15 protein-coding genes are annotated in these 16,452 nt (G+C 64.2%); 3 read left to right on the forward strand and 12 right to left on the reverse strand.

From position 1 onward, the window contains the following. Positions 1–30 precede the first annotated feature (30 nt). The 6 genes from ACH49N_RS20630 to ACH49N_RS20655 form a co-directional block, all read right to left on the reverse strand. A complete protein-coding gene (locus ACH49N_RS20630) occupies positions 31–1,161 on the reverse strand; it encodes an acetyl-CoA C-acyltransferase (protein ID WP_358274322.1) in 1,131 nt (376 codons plus the stop codon). Positions 1,162–1,261: 100 nt separating this feature from the next. After that, complete coding sequence (locus ACH49N_RS20635; protein WP_159924307.1) at positions 1,262–2,017, reverse strand: SDR family NAD(P)-dependent oxidoreductase; 756 nt, start codon at positions 2,015–2,017, stop codon at positions 1,262–1,264. A 37-nt stretch (positions 2,018–2,054) separates the two neighbouring features. Beyond that, positions 2,055–2,840, reverse strand: a complete 786-nt coding sequence (locus ACH49N_RS20640; RefSeq protein ID WP_236603230.1) for a crotonase/enoyl-CoA hydratase family protein — start codon at positions 2,838–2,840, stop codon at positions 2,055–2,057. Positions 2,841–2,924: 84 nt separating this feature from the next. Then, positions 2,925–3,728 (reverse strand): amidohydrolase family protein, encoded by an 804-nt coding sequence (locus ACH49N_RS20645; RefSeq protein WP_201453411.1) that lies wholly within the window; start codon positions 3,726–3,728, stop codon positions 2,925–2,927. Then, positions 3,718–4,878: an acyl-CoA dehydrogenase family protein gene (locus tag ACH49N_RS20650; protein ID WP_358274324.1), complete on the reverse strand. Its 1,161-nt coding sequence runs from the start codon at positions 4,876–4,878 to the stop codon at positions 3,718–3,720. Before ACH49N_RS20650 ends, ACH49N_RS20645 begins: the two co-directional genes overlap by 11 nt. Beyond that, positions 4,875–6,278, reverse strand: a complete 1,404-nt coding sequence (locus tag ACH49N_RS20655; protein ID WP_358274326.1) for an aldehyde dehydrogenase family protein — start codon at positions 6,276–6,278, stop codon at positions 4,875–4,877. The genes ACH49N_RS20650 and ACH49N_RS20655 overlap by 4 nt, the downstream gene beginning before the upstream one ends. Before the next feature lie 247 nt (positions 6,279–6,525). Here ACH49N_RS20655 and ACH49N_RS20660 point away from each other — a divergent pair, with 247 nt between their 5' ends. Both ACH49N_RS20660 and ACH49N_RS20665 read left to right on the forward strand, forming a co-directional pair. Next, complete coding sequence (locus ACH49N_RS20660) at positions 6,526–7,740, forward strand: acyl-CoA dehydrogenase family protein (protein WP_358274327.1); 1,215 nt, start codon at positions 6,526–6,528, stop codon at positions 7,738–7,740. Between the two features lie 7 nt (positions 7,741–7,747). Further along, positions 7,748–8,773: an acyl-CoA dehydrogenase family protein gene (locus ACH49N_RS20665; protein WP_358274328.1), complete on the forward strand. Its 1,026-nt coding sequence runs from the start codon at positions 7,748–7,750 to the stop codon at positions 8,771–8,773. A gap of 230 nt (positions 8,774–9,003) precedes the next feature. On the opposite strand, the gene ACH49N_RS20670 is transcribed toward ACH49N_RS20665, so the two are convergent. Genes ACH49N_RS20670 through ACH49N_RS20695 form a run of 6 tightly spaced genes read right to left on the reverse strand, consistent with a single transcriptional unit; the run spans position 9,004 to position 15,685 of the window. Continuing rightward, entirely contained in the window at positions 9,004–9,747 is a 744-nt protein-coding gene (locus tag ACH49N_RS20670) for an SDR family oxidoreductase (protein WP_358274329.1), read from the reverse strand. A gap of 1 nt (position 9,748) precedes the next feature. Continuing rightward, entirely contained in the window at positions 9,749–11,833 is a 2,085-nt protein-coding gene (locus ACH49N_RS20675) for a hydantoinase B/oxoprolinase family protein (RefSeq protein ID WP_358274331.1), read from the reverse strand. Further along, positions 11,823–13,916 (reverse strand): hydantoinase/oxoprolinase family protein, encoded by a 2,094-nt coding sequence (locus tag ACH49N_RS20680; RefSeq protein WP_358274333.1) that lies wholly within the window; start codon positions 13,914–13,916, stop codon positions 11,823–11,825. Before ACH49N_RS20680 ends, ACH49N_RS20675 begins: the two co-directional genes overlap by 11 nt. Then, a complete protein-coding gene (locus tag ACH49N_RS20685; RefSeq protein ID WP_159924293.1) occupies positions 13,916–14,422 on the reverse strand; it encodes a Zn-ribbon domain-containing OB-fold protein in 507 nt (168 codons plus the stop codon). The genes ACH49N_RS20680 and ACH49N_RS20685 overlap by 1 nt, the downstream gene beginning before the upstream one ends. Position 14,423: 1 nt before the next feature. Next, a complete protein-coding gene (locus tag ACH49N_RS20690; RefSeq protein ID WP_358274334.1) occupies positions 14,424–15,134 on the reverse strand; it encodes a thiolase family protein in 711 nt (236 codons plus the stop codon). After that, entirely contained in the window at positions 15,086–15,685 is a 600-nt protein-coding gene (locus ACH49N_RS20695; protein ID WP_358274335.1) for a hypothetical protein, read from the reverse strand. Before ACH49N_RS20695 ends, ACH49N_RS20690 begins: the two co-directional genes overlap by 49 nt. A 176-nt stretch (positions 15,686–15,861) precedes the next feature. Here ACH49N_RS20695 and ACH49N_RS20700 point away from each other — a divergent pair, with 176 nt between their 5' ends. Beyond that, positions 15,862–16,449: a MaoC family dehydratase gene (locus ACH49N_RS20700; RefSeq protein WP_159924289.1), complete on the forward strand. Its 588-nt coding sequence runs from the start codon at positions 15,862–15,864 to the stop codon at positions 16,447–16,449. Positions 16,450–16,452: the final 3 nt, after the last annotated feature.

Here is a 16,452-nt window from a genome sequence, read left to right on the forward strand (position 1 = left end):
ATTTGCCGCGAATTGCCGACCGGTAACGCGTCAGAGCAACTCGAGGATCGTCGCGTTAGCGAGACCGCCGGCTTCACACATCGTCTGCAGGCCATATCGAATTCCGTTGTCGCGCATGTGGTGCACGAGACGGGTCATCAGTATGGCCCCTGATCCGCCGAGAGGATGACCGACAGCGATGGCTCCGCCGAGTGGGTTCACACGGTCTTCCTTGGCTCCGGTCTCGGCGAGCCAGGCCAGCGGTACCGGTGCGAACGCCTCGTTGACCTCGAAAGCGCCGATCTCGTCGATCGAGAGTCCGGACTTCTTCAGTGCCAGCTCGGTGGCCCGAATGGGGCCGGTCAACATGATCACCGGGTCGTCGCCGGCCACCACCGCAGTGTGAATGCGGGCGAGGGGCTTCATTCCACTCGCCCGGGCGATCTCGGAGGTGGTCAGCAGCAGGGCGCCGGAACCGTCCGAGATTTGCGAAGCGTTGCCTGCCGAGACGACACCGTCGCTCTTGAACGGGGTAGGGAGCGTTGCCAGTTTCACCAGCGTGCCACTCCGTCGCACGCCTTCGTCGGATTCCAAGCCACCGAGTGAGATCAGTTGGGAGTCGAATGCGCCGGCGTCGATGGCCTCGGCGGCCAGCCGATGAGACCGCAGCGAGTACTCGTCGAGTTCCGTGCGGGACATCCCCCACCGCTCGGCGATCATCTCGGCCCCGACTCCCTGGTTGAATCCTTCGACGCCGTATCGCTCGAGCAGGACAGCAGGTGCAGGCTGGCCTCCCTGCGCCGCGCTGCCCATCGGGACCCGGGTCATCGATTCCACGCCACCGGCCACGGCGAAGTCGTAGTGTCCCGCAATGACCCCGGCCGCCGCGAAACTGACTGCCTGCTGACTGGATCCGCATGCACGGTTCACCGACGTCGCAGGGACGGTCTCGGGCCAGCCGGCCGCCAGTACCGCGTTCCTACCGATGTTGCTGGCCTGCTCGGATACCTGACTCACGCACCCCCAGATCACGTCATCGACAGAAGCTGGATCGAGGCTGTTGCGCTCAGCCAATGCCTGCAGCACCGTGGCGGAGATGACGGCGGGGTGGATGTCCGCCAACGCTCCATTCCGCTTGCCGATCGGTGTGCGGACGGCATCGACGATCACCGCATCTCTCATATTCTTACTCCCTGCCTGTCTTTGTCTGTCAACCAACAATTAAATAAACATGTATGGCGGTGACTCACGACAACACCCGCCTCTACTGCACAGCGAAGTGCTACTGCTTCGCTGTCTCGCCTCCATCGATGACGTACACGGCCCCGGACACGAACTGCGAAGCCGACGATGAGAGATAGCAGACCAACGGCCCGATCTCGTCCGGCTCCGCCATTCGCCTGGCCGGAATCTTTCGCACTCGCTTGGCCAGGACGTCCGGGTTGCCGGTGACGAACGACTGGGCCTCGGTGGCAAAAGCTCCGGGCGCAATGGCATTGACCTGAATGTTGTGCCGAGCCCACTCGGCCGCAAGCGCCTTGGTCAGCTGAATTGCCGCACCCTTGGACGCCGAGTACGCGGCCAGCGTTGCCTTGCCGAGGATGCCCGAGGTCGACACGACGTTGATGATGCGGCCACCCTTCCCCCGCTCGACGAAGTGACGCCCCGCGGCCTGCGAGAGCACCGCAATGGAGGCGACATTTACCTCCATGGTCTCGTCGAAGAGCGACATGTCCATCTCGAGAAAGTTTGCCGCGGGAGCGATACCCGCGTTGTTGACAACGGCGTCGAGACTTCCGAGTTGGTCCACGGCGACCGTGGCAAGCGCTGCGACCTGATCACGGTCGCGCATGTCGCACACGTGGGGATGGATGGTCCCAGCGAATTTCTCCGCTGCCAACTCTTTCAGGCTGGCTTCCGTCCTCGCCACAGCCAGGACGTTCGCGCCTTCGGCAGCCAGCGCCCGTGCCGCGGCTCGTCCCAGGCCCTTACTCGCGCCGGTGACGATGACGCCGCGGTCGGTCAGGTTCAGGTCCATGTCGTCTTCCTCTCTCGTTCGGATACGCGGTGACGGCTCACGAGCCCGTCCATACCGGTGCACGCTTCTCGGTGAAGGCGAGCGCGCCCTCCTTTGCATCCGCCGAGGACCGCACCGGCGCAGTCAGCTCGGACTGCCGCTCGAATGCCTCACCCGCCGGCCAACCCGGACTGTCCTGCAAAATCCGCTTCGTCGCCGCCACAGCCAGTGGCCCGCACGCGGCCACGTCGCCGGCGAGTTCGAGGGCAGCCTCAACCGCGGTACCCGGTGCCACCATCCTGTTGACCAGGCCGAGGCGCTCGGCTTCGCTCACCGAAATCTGCCTTCCGGTCAGCGACAGTTCCATCGCAAGGGCGTAGGGCAGACGCCCAGGCAGGCGCAGCAATCCGCCTCCGGCGGCAACGAGACCACGCTTGACTTCAGGCAGCGCGAAGAAGGCGTTCTCCGCGGCAACGATCATGTCGCAGGCGAGGACGATCTCGAAGCCACCCGCGACAGCGGGACCGTCGACCGCCGCGATGATGGGCTTGCGGGGCGGCTCCTGCGCAATACCGGCGAACCCGCGCCGCGGCGTGAGCGGTCGCTCGCCCCGCAGGAACGCTTTGAGGTCCATACCGGCGCAGAATGTGGGGCCGTTCGCGGCCAGGACCGCAACAGCGAGGTCGCGGCGGTCATCGAACTCGGTCAATGCCGCATCGATCGCTGTGGCCATTTCCAGATTGACCGCATTGCGTGCCGCAGGCCGATTCAGCGTGATGGTACGCACGCCATTGTTGTCGGAAACGAGCAACGGTTGCTCGATATCGGTGTCCGTTGAAGTCACGGAAAGCTCCAGGAAGGTCGTGGGTGGAATCGAAATGGACGGGCCGCCGGACCGATAGCCAGGCGAGATACCGAACCAGTGGATCTATCCGGCTGCTGTCGGCGCGATCCGCAGCAGCCGCGCGAGGTTCCCGCCCAATATCCCGCTCTCCTCCTCTGCGGTGAGGCCGAGTGCCTTGATCGCGGCGATTTCTGTTGCAGGGTCGGTCATCGGCCAGTCCGATCCGTAGACGACGCGATCGGCCCCGTGGCGGCGAATGATGTTTCTGATCCGCTCCTGGGGCAACGTCCCCATGCTCGGCGGCCACGATGTCTCGAGGTGGACATCCGTTCCGACCGACCACTGCTCGGCCTCATCGAGAACCTGGTAGCCGCCGTAGTGGGCGGCGATGAGACGCAGACCCTTGACCTCGGTCAACATCGCATGGAAGTCCTTCGGCGCCCCCCGCTCGTTCTGATGCGCGTCCCCGCCGGAACCGACGTGCGCGATGACCGGGATGTCGTTCTCGGCCAGTGCGGTGAGAATTTCACGGGTGCGGGAATCGGCGAAAGCCACAGACTGGAACAGTGGATGCAACTTCACCCCGACCACACCGTTGTCCCGCAGAGCGACGAGGTTTTCTTCCACGGACAGGTCGGGATGGACTGTGCCGAAGGGAACAAACCGCGAGCGGTCGACCTTTCCGACGAATTCATTAGTACGCCAGACGTTTTTACCGACGTTGGCAACCGCGAGGGTCATCGCCATATCGATACCGGCAGCGTCCATCGTGCGCCGCAGTCCGTCCAGCGTGCCGTCGTGAACCGGATCCAAGCCGACAGGTCTGTCGGCGAGTACTTTACGAGCGATCTCGTCCGGCCACACGTGGCAGTGAGCATCAATGATCACTGGAATACTCCTTGATGAGTTTCTTCGACAGCGAATCGAGGAGAACCTCTGTTGCGCCTTCGTACACACGCATCGGGCGTGCTGCCCGGTAGAGACGTTCGATCCGGGATCCACGAATCAGGCCGAACCGACCCATGACCTGAACACTGCGGTCCACGACACGGCCGGCGACCTCGGTCGCGCCGATCTTGGCCATCGATGACAGGTGGAGACTGCCGGTGGGGTCGGAGGCAGCGGCGCGGGCAACCTGGTAAGTGAACGTGCGCGCCATCTCTATCTCGGTCCACGACATTGCCAGCATCTGAGGTACCGGACCGAGACGTGCCAATGGTGTGCCGAACTGTTGGCGACCGGTGGTGTGCCCGAGCGCGTCGTCGAGTGCCGCCTGAGCAGTACCGATGGCAGCACCGGCCACCGACACCCGGAAGGTGGCCAGCGTGGCGAGCACGAGCGCGAAACCTCTGCCGGGGACGCCGAGCCGATGCGAGCTCGGCACGCGGGCCTCGTCGAACACGATGTCGCCCAACACGTGTGGAGCGATGATCTGATGGGGCCGGCTTGTCGTGACTCCCGGAGTATGGGCAGGTACTAACACCAGGGAGTAGCCCACCCCGTCTGCAGTGTTCTCCTTGCCGAGCACACAGTAGTAACTCGCATCGCCCGCATTGGTGATGAAGCTTTTCGTGCCGTTCACGACGAGGTCGTCACCGTCGGCCGTGATCGTGGTGCTCAGCGCCTTGAGGTCTGATCCCACGTCCGGCTCGGTCAGTGCCAATGCGGCAATCGCGTCCATCTCGGCAACTCGCGGGAGCCAATACTCCTTCATCTCGTCGGAGCCGCCCACTGCGATGGCATAGCTCCCGATGCCTTGCATCGCGAAAAGCGAATCGAGGTGGCTCGAGGACGCCGCGAGTTGCTCACGCACGATTGTCACGGCGAGCGAGTCAGGGCTCTCGAAGTGGCCCCCGTACGCGGCCGGAACCTGCACCGCCGCCAAGCCGCTGTCCTTCAAGAGCTTGAGAATCTCGGTATCCACCGAATCGCTCTCGTCGGCGTGATCGGCGTGCGATAGACAGAGGTCGGCCAGGTCACGGGCGCGTTCCTGTAGGGCGACGTACTCCGCCTCCAGCGGCGGGAACTGAGCGCTCACAGCTTCACCACCACGAACCGGGTCTGCGTGTAATGCCGCAATGCCTCCATACCCTTCTCTCTTCCGTATCCACTGCTCTTGACGCCACCGAACGGACCCTCGACGAGACCCGCCAGCCAGTCGTTGACATAGACCTGGCCCGCCTCCAACTGAGACGCAACGCGGTGGGCCCGCGCGACATCGCCGGTCCATACCCCGGCGGCGAGTCCGAACTCCGAATCGTTCGCGATCGAAATGGCCTCGTCCTCGGTGTTGAACCGGAGGACGGCCAACACCGGCCCGAAGACTTCCTCGCGGGCGATCGCCATCGTGTTCGTCACGTCGGTGTAGACGGTCGGTTCGATCAGCCATCCCTCACCCGTCGCGGCACCACCGGCAGCCAGGGTCGCACCGTCTTCGCGGGCGACCTCGAAGTACGACTGCACCTTCTCGAATTGGTCTTGCGTGGTCATCTGGCCGTAGGACTCCCCCGGCCGCACCTTTTCGACCTCTTCGAGCACGAGAGCGACGAATTTTTCGTGAATCTCCTCGGCCACCAACAGACGGGTGCCGGCACTGCAGATCTGGCCGGCGTTCGCCGTGAACGCCCGTACTGCGCCCGCTGCAGCCTCGGGCAGATCCGCGTCGGCAAAGACGATGTTGGCCGATTTGCCGCCGAGTTCGAGGGTCAGGGGCAGTACTCGATCCGCGGCGATCCGCCCGATCTCCCGACCCGCTCGTAGCGAACCGGTGAAAGCCACCTTGCGGACGTCGCGGTGCTCGACCAGCGGCTGTCCCGCCCCCTGGCCGGTGCCCGTCACGACGTTGAGCACGCCGTCCGGGAGACCTGCCGCGGTCGCGATACGAGCAAGTTCGAGCGTGGTCGCCGACGTGAATTCCGACGGCTTGATCACCGCCACGTTGCCCGCCAGCAACGCGGGTGCCACTGCACGTGCCGCCTGATTGAGCGGTGCGTTCCACGGGGTGATCACCCCGATGACGCCGTACGGCTCGTGGGTCGTATACCCGTGCCTGCCCGGACCGAGATCGATCACCTCGCCTGACGGGATGTTGGCCAGCCCGGAGTAGAAATCGAAGTAGCTTGCTGCAGCGTCGATCTCACGCAGCGACTGGGCGGCAGGCTTTCCGGCCTCGTCGCCTTCGAGCTGGGCGAGCAACTCCCGCTCGGCCCGCAGGCCGTCGGCGATATCGGCCATCACCCGTCCGCGTGCACCCGGCTTGAGAGACTTCCAGGCAGCGAAGACGGCCGATGCGGACTCGACCGCCGCCTCGACGTCGGAACGGTCTCCTGCCGCGATTTCGGCAACAGTAGAACCCGTCCACGGTGACGTCGACGAAATTCGCTCCCCACCGTCCGGGACGCGTTCGGCACCGCCAATCCAGTGGCCGTACTTCTTCACGAGATCACCTCCTGCTCGGTCGCCGTCGACCGTCCGCTTTTCATGGATTCAGCATGCCGGAAAGTTTTAATTTGTCAACCAACAAAGATTTTCCTTCACTTCACGGCCCTGGTGCGCTATGACTGTTACAGGCACCCACATTTTCCGGCGCATCCGGCACAGCCCGGCAATCGAGCCATGAGGCCGCGGCAGCCGTACCGCGCTGGCCGTCCTCACCGGCTGCGCTCACGCATCAGAGAGACAATCCATGGACTTTGACGACACCCCTGATCAAGCCCGCCTACGGGCTTCGGTACGCAAGTTCCTCACAGAACACGACGGCGAACTCGCCCACGGTGACGGCGCCTACCTCGAGGAGCCGGGAACAGACAGGATCGACGCGCTTCGACGAACGCAGGCTGTGCTTTTCGACGGAGGTCTCATCGGCCTGACGTGGCCGGAAGCCTATGGTGGCGGAGGTGGCACGAACGCCCAGCAGGCTGTCATCAACGAAGAGCTACACCGGGCCCGAGTCGCCGGGCCGATCGGACACGTCGGGTTGGGCATGTGCGGGCCCACGGTGCTCCGCCACGGCAGCGAGGACCAAAAACAACGCTACATTCGCCGACTACTGCGCGCCGACGATCTGTGGTGCCAGCTCTTCAGCGAGCCCGGAAGCGGCAGCGATCTGGCGGCCCTGCGGACGAAAGCGGTGCGTCGAGACGACGGCTGGCACATACAGGGACAGAAGGTGTGGACCACACTCGCGCAGCATTCCCGCTACGGGATACTGCTGTGCCGCACCAACCCGGACGCCCCCAAGCACCGCGGCCTGACGATGTTCGTCCTCGATATGCAAGCGCATGGGGTCACCGTCCGACCGCTTCGCCAAATGAATGGTCATCAAAGCTTCAACGAAGTATTTCTGGACGACGTCGTGATAGACGATTCGGAGCGTCTCGGAGACGTCGACGACGGGTGGCGCGTCGCACTCACCACGCTGATGAACGAGCGGATGGCAGTGGGCGGCGGCGGCGGCGAACTCGGCGTCCGCAGCGACGCCCTCGTCGCGCATGCGGCGGAGAAACTCCCCCAGCTCAGCAACGAACGGCGCGTCCTGGCGGTCGAAGCACTCGGCAGAGTCCTGGTCGAATCTTTGGCGGCGCGATATACCGGTTACCGCCTGCAGACGAGCATGGAAAAGGGCGGCCGCCCAGGTCCCGAAGCCAGCGCCGGAAAGCTGACCGCAGTCCGTGTGGCGCACGCAACCGCGGATCTCGGCCAGCGCCTACTCGGCGACGAGGCCGTATTGGCGCGCTCCGGTGAGGGCGACTGGCGCTGGGCGACGTCTCAAGCCTCGACCCCGGGCATTGCGCTCGCCGGCGGTGCCGATGAGATTCTCCGCAATATCCTCGGCGAGCGCGTGCTGGGGCTCGCACCGGATCGCACTCCCGCCACCACGACGCAAGCCGAGAGCAGGTAAGGCACCGATGAATTTCGATATCAACGACGAACAGAGAAACTTCGCCGAACACTCCCGTGACTTCTTCACCGAGCACGCCGGGCCGGAGTACGCCCGGGCACTGCTCGACAAGCCGGGCGAAGAAGCGGCACCCGGCCGGAAGATGCTTGCCGAGTTGGGATTTTCCTCTCTGACAATCCCCGAGGAGGCCGGAGGCATCGGGGCAGACCTACTCGACATGGCGCTGGTCGCTGAACAGGCGGGCCGCCAACTGGCCGGGCCCTCACTCGCCTCGGCAGCGCGGATCGCCATTCTCCTCGAGGGGGATACCGACCGCCTACGAGCCATCAGCGAGGGACGCATGGCGGTCGCGGTGCTCGATGGCTCCCCCTCCCGTTCGACTCCGTCGATGGATGTCGTCGGCGCCACTCACTTTCTCACCCTCGACGGAGACGATCTCGTCCTCGGACAGGGTGTGGTGACTCCCGGTGAGCCCATCGACGCCACGCGTGGTCTCGGCTACGTCGACTTGACGTCGTCGGAGATCATCCGTCCCGATGCCCGCGACCGTTGGGCAAGAGCCAAACAGGTTGCCTGCGTGGTCCTCGCAGCCGAGGGGCTCGGTGCCGCCGACCGCGTCGTCGAACTCGGTGTCGAACACGCCAAGGTCCGCAAGGCTTTCGGGCGGGAGATCGGCGGGTTCCAGGCGGTCAAGCACCGACTGGTCGACGATTGGATTGCCGTCAATCAACTTCGGTCCCTCGTCTGGTGGGCAGCGTGGGCTGCGGACAACGCGCCGGACCAGCTCCCGATCGCGGCGTCAGCCGCGAAGGCCTACTGTGCCGACACCTTCCAGACGGCGTGTGAGACCCTCATCCACGTGCTCGGCGGCGTCGGCTTCACCTGGGAGCATGACGCACACCTGTACTGGCGGCGGTCCAAGGTCGACCGCGTCCTGTTGGGAGACGAGAGTGAACATCTCGCCGAGGTGGCCCAGCGCAGCATCGCGGCCACTCGATCTGCCGGCACAGAGGCTGAGGCCATCCCCGCCTGATTGTTCGCTCACCGGCCGATTCAACGAACACGCAAGACCGAGAGTCGGGCCCTTTCCGGATTCGAGACGTAGCTGCATACGGCATCTCGGAATCGGGAAGGGCCCGGCTTTTTAGTGTGGCAGACTCGAATGCTCGCCCGCCCGACCGGCGCCCGTCACCACGACAAGAGCGGTGACGCCCAGGGCGATTCCCTGGACGCCACCGCAAATGCGTTGCGCTACCCGATAGGTCAGATGTAGTAGCCGCCATTGACGGCAACATTCTGACCGGTCATGAACCGTGCACCGTCACCCACCAGGAAGGTGATGACCGGTGCGATATCTCGATCCGGGTCTCCGAACTTGCCGCCCAGCGGAACCTTCTGCCGCATCATTTCTGCGTAGGAGGCCTTCTCCTCGTCGTTCATCTTGCTGAGGTGCTGCTCAACCATCGACGTCGCCGCGGACGGGTGGACCACGTTCGCCCTGATTCCGAACTGCGCCCATTCGACCGCGATCGTCCGGGTCCACGCCGTCACTGCGCCCTTCGAGGCTGCGTATACCGCGCCATTCGGGTACGCAGTCAATGCAGCCGACGACGCAAAGTTCGTGATGCTGCTCCGTTCGCCCTTCTTGAGGTGCGGAAGGGCTGCCTGATTGGTCAGCATCGGGCCACGCCCGTTGATGTCCATGGCGCGCGCCCAATCCTGATCCGTCGCTTCCTCGGCCGGCCCCTGCACCAGAATGCCTGCGACGTGAACCAACGCGTCGAGCCCTCCCATCTCGGCTGCCGCTCCGTCGACGGCAGTGAACACCTGGTCACGGTCCGTGACGTCGCACAGCCGAAAGCGTTGGCCGGCCTGTCTTGCCACCTCCCGGCCCGCCTCCTCGGAGCGGTCGAGCGATACAACCGAGGCACCGGCCGCGGCCAGAGAACGCACGCAGGCCGCGCCTACCCCGCTGGCTCCCCCGACGACGATGACCTTCTTGTCCATCTCAGTTATCCTGTTCGTCAGCCGAATTGAGCCAGCGCGCCGGACTCGATTCGAAGCTCCTCGGCTCGTCCGTCGTGGCGACCTCGGTGTGGAGGATGTGGCCAGTTTCGGGATCGAGGTACTTTCGAGTTTCGACGCCTTCGTTCACCGATTCCACCAGTACCGGACATCCATCGCTCCAATGCGTCGGCGCCTGCGCCAGAATCGCACCTGAACGGACACTTACGGCGAAGCGGCCAAGCTGTTCGATACCCGGTGCAATCGGAAGTGCTCGACTCGACGCACGTTCTTCCGCTACTCGATGATCCGGTGTGGTCACCGGAGGACGCGCCTCCGCCAGACGCTGCTTCAGGAGTTCGGCACGCCGAGTGGTGGACCCGTCCGAAACATCGACGCCGTACACATCACTCGCCTGTTCGGCCGTGATCAGACCCGCCTCCACATCAGCCAGGACTGCCGCGACCTCCCGATCGAGGGGGTCGCCCCAGCCACCGCCACCGGCGGCCTTGATGGCATAGCTGTGCCCTTCCGGTAGGTGGAATCCCTGTGTGAGCGTTCCGATCGGGGTGGCGCCGGCGTCGGGGTCGATCAGTTCGATCGACGTGGGACGTCCGGGCGCCCCACCGGCACTGCCGGGCATCGGGATACGCCCGTGCCCGCCGATGCTGGACCCGGTCAGTTCCGGAGAACCGTCGACGGTGAAGGCGAAATCGACTCCTCTGCCGCCGCGGTACCGGCCGGCCCCCGAGACGCCCCGAGAGCGGCGCCGGTACTCGAAGCGCAGCGGGTACCAGGACTCGGTGACCTCCACGTCGTTGGTCTGAATGGCGGCCTGCTTACCCACCAGATAAAAGTTGAAGTCGGTTCCGTCACGATCGTTGCCTGCGGGCGAGCCGACCGCAGTGCCGTCGATCATGATCCACGAGTCCGTCGCGCCGGTGAGCCCCCTGCCGGAGAAGGTCACGACGGCGTTCGCTGACATCGTCTGGGAGCTGGACAGGTATGGACGGCTCGGGCTGTCCGGTGAAGCGGCGACCGCCTGATGGAAGGTTCGCAGCGCGGCCTCACTTGCATCATGCGAGGCCGCGAGATGTGCCGCTCCCACCGGCGCCGGGTGCGTGCAGTTGAGCATGCTGCCGATCGGACAATAGACGTCGATCGCGTCGTAGTACCCCTGGTTGAGAGGAAGTTCCTGTCCGATCAGACGTTGGAGTTCGACACCGATCTTGCCCTTGATGATGTACTCCTTCGAGTTGAAGAAGTGTGGTGTCTGAGGCGCGGTACCGGTGAAATCGAATCGGATGGAATCGCCGTCGACAGTGGTGGTGCAGGGAATACGGAACTTCTCGTCGTTCCACTCCGTCCAACTGGTAGACCGGTAGACCCCGTCTTCGATGCGCGCAATCTCGCGTCGTACCGCCTCTTCCGTACGACGGTTGAGCTCGTCGAAGCCGTCTTGGAGGGCGTCGGCACCAATTCGCTCTGCCAGCTCCCGCAGCTTTGCGGCCCCGACGTCGACCCCCGCCATGAGCCCTCGGATGTCCATCTCCACGAGGCGGGGCATGCGGACATTGTTGAGAAGGATGTTCCAGGTGTCGCGCTGTTCCACGCCGCCTGCGGTGACCTTGACAGCCGGAAGCCGGATGGCCTCCTGAAAGCAATCTGTCGCGTTCGGCGCGAAGGACCCGGGTGCCATTCCCCCGACGTCCACAAGGTGCGAAGAATTCGCCATCCACGCAACCAAGCGTTCCTGTGCGAACACCGGCTTCATGATGAACACGTCCTGCGCGTGGAGCCCGCCTCCCCGGTGGGGGTCGTTGGCCAAGAAGACATCCCCGTCGGAAATGTTGTCACCGTGTTCGATGAACACACCTGCGATGGCATTGGTGGCCGCGTAGAAGTGGTACGCGATGTGGCCCCCTCCGGTCACCAACTTTCCTCGGGCATCGAGCAGGGTGCACGAGTAGTCACCACCTTCGACCACCAGCGGACTCACCGCCGTGCGTTTGATTGTTGCGGCACCCTCACCGCAGAACGCCTCGAGCTGGTGTCGCAGAACCTCCACCGCGATGTTGTCAAGCTGCATCGAAATTCACATCCAATCGAAGAGAGCGTCGCTCACCAACCACGAGTGTGGCGCCGCGAGGTATGAAGACTGTGGTGTCGACGTCGTCGGCAAGGGCCGGGCCATCGATGCGATCTCCGGGAATCAAGTCGGGGGTGCGGTAGCAGGGGACCTGCTCACTGCCATCACGATCCAGGAACACCGTGCGGTGAGACGAAGGCTTCACGGCGCCACCGTTCCGCGATGCGCGGTCGATCGGGAATGTCGCGCGAGGCAACCGTCCGGTTGCCACAGCACGCAGGAATGTCACCTCCAGTTGGGCGTCCCTGCCGATGGCACCCACTCCGTAGCGGGCGGCGTACTGCTCGAGGAATGCCGTGCGGATGGCATCCTGGTCGAAAGTTGCGGTTTCGAGTGGAACCGATACCTCGGACGTCTGCCGGAAGAACCGAACGCCGACGTCGTAGGTCACGACACGATCCTGCTCGGGCACACCGTCGTCACCGACGTCCTTGGCGACGCCCACGCCGAGCTTCTCGAGTTCGGCACCGATCTCGTCCGCATCGGCCCTGTCGAGCAACACGTCCGCCGACTTGATCCGCTGCCGTCGCACGTCGGCCGACGCCGCACCGAATGCGGACAGGACCGATGCCGCCGGAGGCACGACCACTCGCGGAATATTCGCCTCTGCCGCGATACTCGCCGTGAACAGCCCGCCGCTGCCGCCGTAAGAGATAAGGGTGAGGGAGCGTGGGTCCAGACCACTCGCGCCCGCATGGAGACGGGTTGCCTTGGTCATCTCGGCAAGTGCGATTTCGCGGATGCCCCAGGCCGTCGCTTCTGCGGACAGGCCGAGCGACTCTCCGAGCGTCCCGCAGACCTTCAGGGCAGCGTCGCGGTCGAGGGTCATCGTGCCCCCGACAAAGCTGCTCGGGTCGATGTAACCGAGTACCACCAGCGCATCGGTGATCGTGGCGTCTTTTCCGCCGTTGCCATAGCAGGCGGGCCCGGGCCATGCCCGCGCCGAGCGCGGCCCGACCCGTAGTAGTCCGCGCCCGTCGACCCATGCGATGGACCCGCCACCCGAGCCGATGGACAAGGTGTCGATCCTCGGTTGCGCGAGAATCATCCCGTGCAGCTCCCCGCGCTCGGAACGCTGTGGGAGCGACCCCGCGATGACCGCAAGGTCGAAGCTCGTCCCTCCCATGTCACCGCAGATGGCGTCGGTGATGCCCTCATCGGCACACACTTCCGCCGCGGCCATGACGCCGGCCGCAGGTCCGGACGCAACCAGGATGACGGGTGAACGGCGTGCCTCGGCAAGGGTGACCGTCCCACCGCTGGTTTGCAGAAGGAGAAGCGGAACACGCAGACCGCTGTCGGCCAACTCCTGCGCGAGCGCCTCGATCCCATCGAGGGCCTTGCTCATGACAGCATTCACCGCGGCAACCAGCGTCCGCTCGTATTCCCGGATACTCGGGTGCAATTCGACGCCGCTGAAAACTGGAATGTCGGGGAATTCCTCACGGAGGAACCCGACCACCGACCGCTCGTTCTCCGAGTTCTTGAACGACCACAGGAACGACACTGCGAGCGCCTCGATCTGGTGCGTTTCGATGAGCTCGGTGACGGCCGCTCGAACGTCGTTCAGATCGACATGCTGCAGGACTTTTCCGTCGCGATCCACGCGCTCTCGAATGCCGACTACCGCTGATCGTTCAATGGGGCTCCACGGCGGGACCAGGTAGCCCTCGCTGGAGACTCGGCGAGACCGTGCCATGGCGATGGTGTCTTCGAACCCGGCTGTGGTGAGCAGCCCGGCTTTGACTCCCTGCTTCTCCACGAGCGCATTGGTCACCGCCGTGGTTCCCAGGCCGAAACGCTCGACCTTGTTCAGAAAAGTACCGAGGTCCAGACCGATCTGGTCGGCCACGAGCCGGCATGCTCCCAGCACTCCGCGCCCGAAATTCTGAGGGTCCGTCGGGGATTTGGCACGCCACAACGACTCGCCGTCACCGCAGGCGAGGTCGGTGAACGTTCCGCCTACGTCAATCCCGATCGAGAATCCCTGTGATGCCGAAAACGACACCTCGTTGACACTCATCAAATCTCCTTGTCGCTTTCGATACATCCGTGCGCAAATCCGTAGACGGTGGCCCCGTCCGTGGTGTCGAGCAAGATCGCTCGCACCGAAGTGCCCGGCGTCAATGCTCGGTCACAGGTACACAGGATCCGGCCAGGCAGTCGGACCCCGGCGTCCATGTCGACTGCACCCGTCAGGTAAGGCGCCATGCTGTGCCAGGGTTGGGGAAGACTGGCACCACTCGCAGGCAGGTTCGTTACGGCCTCGTGAACGCGGATCGCGACGTTCACCGTGCCGTGCGGGTCGAGAGGCTCCCACTTGTACTCGCCGCTCAGACAATGCGGGCAGTTGGTCGAGAGGGGGAACCGTATGATCGCGCATTCACTACAGCGTTGCAGTGACAGATATCCGTCGCGCAGCGATTCCCAGAAGCCCGCGACATCTGGGTGCACGTGCTGCCCCGGGCCCGCCGCTGCGGCAATTCTCTGCAACGCGACCGCAGAATCGTCCCTGCCGTTCGGTGTCATGTCAGCTCGCCTTCTCATTCGTCAACACCAGCGAGTCACCCCACGGAGTGCCCCACTGCAAGAAATTCGCGTCCGCGATCTGGCGTGCGCCTGCCTCGCCCCGCAACTGCCGGACCATCTCGAGCATGTGACCGTAGCCATAGAGATGACCTTCGGCCAGGCTTCCTCCCGAAGTGTTCATCGGCAGGGGTGAGTCCAGACCGATGCCCTTCTCGCGGCAGTAGGCGGCGGCTTCGCCGGCTGCACAGAAGCCCCACCGCTCCAGCGCCATCCAGATCTGATGCGAAAAGGGGTCGTAGGTGTAAAAGCCGTCCAGGTCGTCACGTTCGATGCCGGCCATCTCGAGAACAGGGAAGGTCTTCGGAGCCACGTAGTCGTAGCTCGGGCTCACTCCAGCCCCCATACCGGGACGAGAAAAGAACGTATAACTGTCGCGGCTCGACGGGATACCTTGCATGCCTGCGATGCGTACCAGCGGCCGCCCTAGATCGGCGGCGCGTTCTTCCGTCGTCACGAGCAGGCAGGTAGAGCTGTCCACCATCTGGCAGATGTCCGCCTCTCGAAGAGGCCCAAGCAATTCCGGCTGGTCCAGGTACTGCTCGACGGTGAGCTTCTCATCGCGCAACACGGCCATCGGATTCTGGTGGGCGAACCGACGCAACGTCACCGGGATCGCGGCAAGGTCTGCGCTCGTGGCACCGTAGCGGTCCATGTATTGCTGTGTGGCAAGCGCGGCCCCGGCACCGGCGCCCGGCGTGCCATGCAGAGTCCAGTTCGCGTACGGCCCCCACCGTCGCGAAACGCCTCGTCCACGCCACCGAGCGGAGTACTCATCGGAGCCAGCTCGCGGGCGTAGCCTGTGGCCGATACGGAGCTGTTGATGACCGCTACCACGTCGGCCAGGCCCATCGTGACAGCCATGGCTGCCTGCTGCACGGTTGTCGCTGTCCAGCGACCGTGGGTCCACAGCTGGGTCACCCATTTCAGATCGAGGTCGGCCGCGACGGCGAACTCGTCGTAGTCCACCCCTCTCGGGGCTCCCCAAGCAGTTACCATTCCGTCGATGTCAGCCTTGTCCAGGTTGGCATCACGCAGAGCGGCGCGGAACGATTCGAATTGCAACCGCAGCGGACTGCGCCCCGGGTCGCCGATGACGTCACTTGTGCCCAAGCCCACTACACAGGCATTTAGCTTCACGGCGTGGAGCTCCTCTCTGGCGGGACCGTTGCCGCTCCCGCTGTCAACCATCGTGGCGTTCGTCATTGCGCCAACGTGATCTGCAACATATCAGTTTATAAGTGGACAGCCAACTACTATTTGCGCGACATCGGCCCAGCGGCGCGAGTCGAACACCAGGAAATGCGTCGTATCCTGCGCTTATGCTCGGCCAAGAAAACTTGTTCGTTGACAAACTTTAATTTGTCGTCATCATGTAACACATGAACTCGAACCCTGTCCGGGCCCCGGCCCCGCACGAAGCTGTGCCTGATGCATCCTCCGGACCACGAACATCGCAGGGCGCGCGTGACGTCGGTGAGCCCGACCTCGACTCCTTCCCTCTCGTCCCGAAGGGCAACAAGTACGAGGACTTCGAGGTCGACCAAACGATGGCCCACCACTGGGGCCGGACGCTGACGGAGGCCGATAATGTGTCGTTCTCCACTGCGACCTGCGCCTGGCTGCCGCTGCATTTGAATGTCGAATACGCCCGATCACAAGGCCACCCGGACACGGTGCTCAACCCGATGCTGGTGCTGTGTACCGCAGTAGGGCTATCCGTCGAGGACCTCAGCGAAAGTGGCGGTCCATTTCTCGGCATCGACGACTGCGTCTTCGCGCGCCCGGTCTACCCCGGCGACACCATCGTGGCCAACTCACGCGTCCTCGAGATGCGCCCTTCGGCCAGCAAAGCCGGCGTCGGCATCGTCACCTGGCAGACCACTGCAACCAACCAGCACGGCGAGACAGTCGTCGAATTCGTCCGAACAAACCTGGTCGCCGCGCGCGATCGCCAACTCACAACGTAGGGA

Origin of the sequence: Rhodococcus sp. NPDC019647 (assembly GCF_044389235.1) — a bacterium.
Classification (GTDB): domain Bacteria; phylum Actinomycetota; class Actinomycetes; order Mycobacteriales; family Mycobacteriaceae; genus Rhodococcus_F; species Rhodococcus_F oxybenzonivorans.

What these genes read in the sequence shown, in the direction of transcription:
- ACH49N_RS20670 (WP_358274329.1), bottom strand. Translation starts at nt 9,747, where the DNA reads ATGGACAAGAAGGTCATCGTCGTCGGGGGAGCCAGCGGGGTAGGCGCG.
- ACH49N_RS20685 (WP_159924293.1), bottom strand. Translation starts at nt 14,422, where the DNA reads ATGACACCGAACGGCAGGGACGATTCTGCGGTCGCGTTGCAGAGAATT.
- ACH49N_RS20680 (WP_358274333.1), bottom strand. Translation starts at nt 13,916, where the DNA reads ATGAGTGTCAACGAGGTGTCGTTTTCGGCATCACAGGGATTCTCGATC.
- ACH49N_RS20675 (WP_358274331.1), bottom strand. Translation starts at nt 11,833, where the DNA reads ATGCAGCTTGACAACATCGCGGTGGAGGTTCTGCGACACCAGCTCGAG.
- ACH49N_RS20630 (WP_358274322.1), bottom strand. Translation starts at nt 1,161, where the DNA reads ATGAGAGATGCGGTGATCGTCGATGCCGTCCGCACACCGATCGGCAAG.
- ACH49N_RS20635 (WP_159924307.1), bottom strand. Translation starts at nt 2,017, where the DNA reads ATGGACCTGAACCTGACCGACCGCGGCGTCATCGTCACCGGCGCGAGT.
- ACH49N_RS20660 (WP_358274327.1), top strand. Translation starts at nt 6,526, where the DNA reads ATGGACTTTGACGACACCCCTGATCAAGCCCGCCTACGGGCTTCGGTA.
- ACH49N_RS20665 (WP_358274328.1), top strand. Translation starts at nt 7,748, where the DNA reads ATGAATTTCGATATCAACGACGAACAGAGAAACTTCGCCGAACACTCC.
- ACH49N_RS20690 (WP_358274334.1), bottom strand. Translation starts at nt 15,134, where the DNA reads ATGGACCGCTACGGTGCCACGAGCGCAGACCTTGCCGCGATCCCGGTG.
- ACH49N_RS20695 (WP_358274335.1), bottom strand. Translation starts at nt 15,685, where the DNA reads ATGACGAACGCCACGATGGTTGACAGCGGGAGCGGCAACGGTCCCGCC.
- ACH49N_RS20700 (WP_159924289.1), top strand. Translation starts at nt 15,862, where the DNA reads ATGAACTCGAACCCTGTCCGGGCCCCGGCCCCGCACGAAGCTGTGCCT.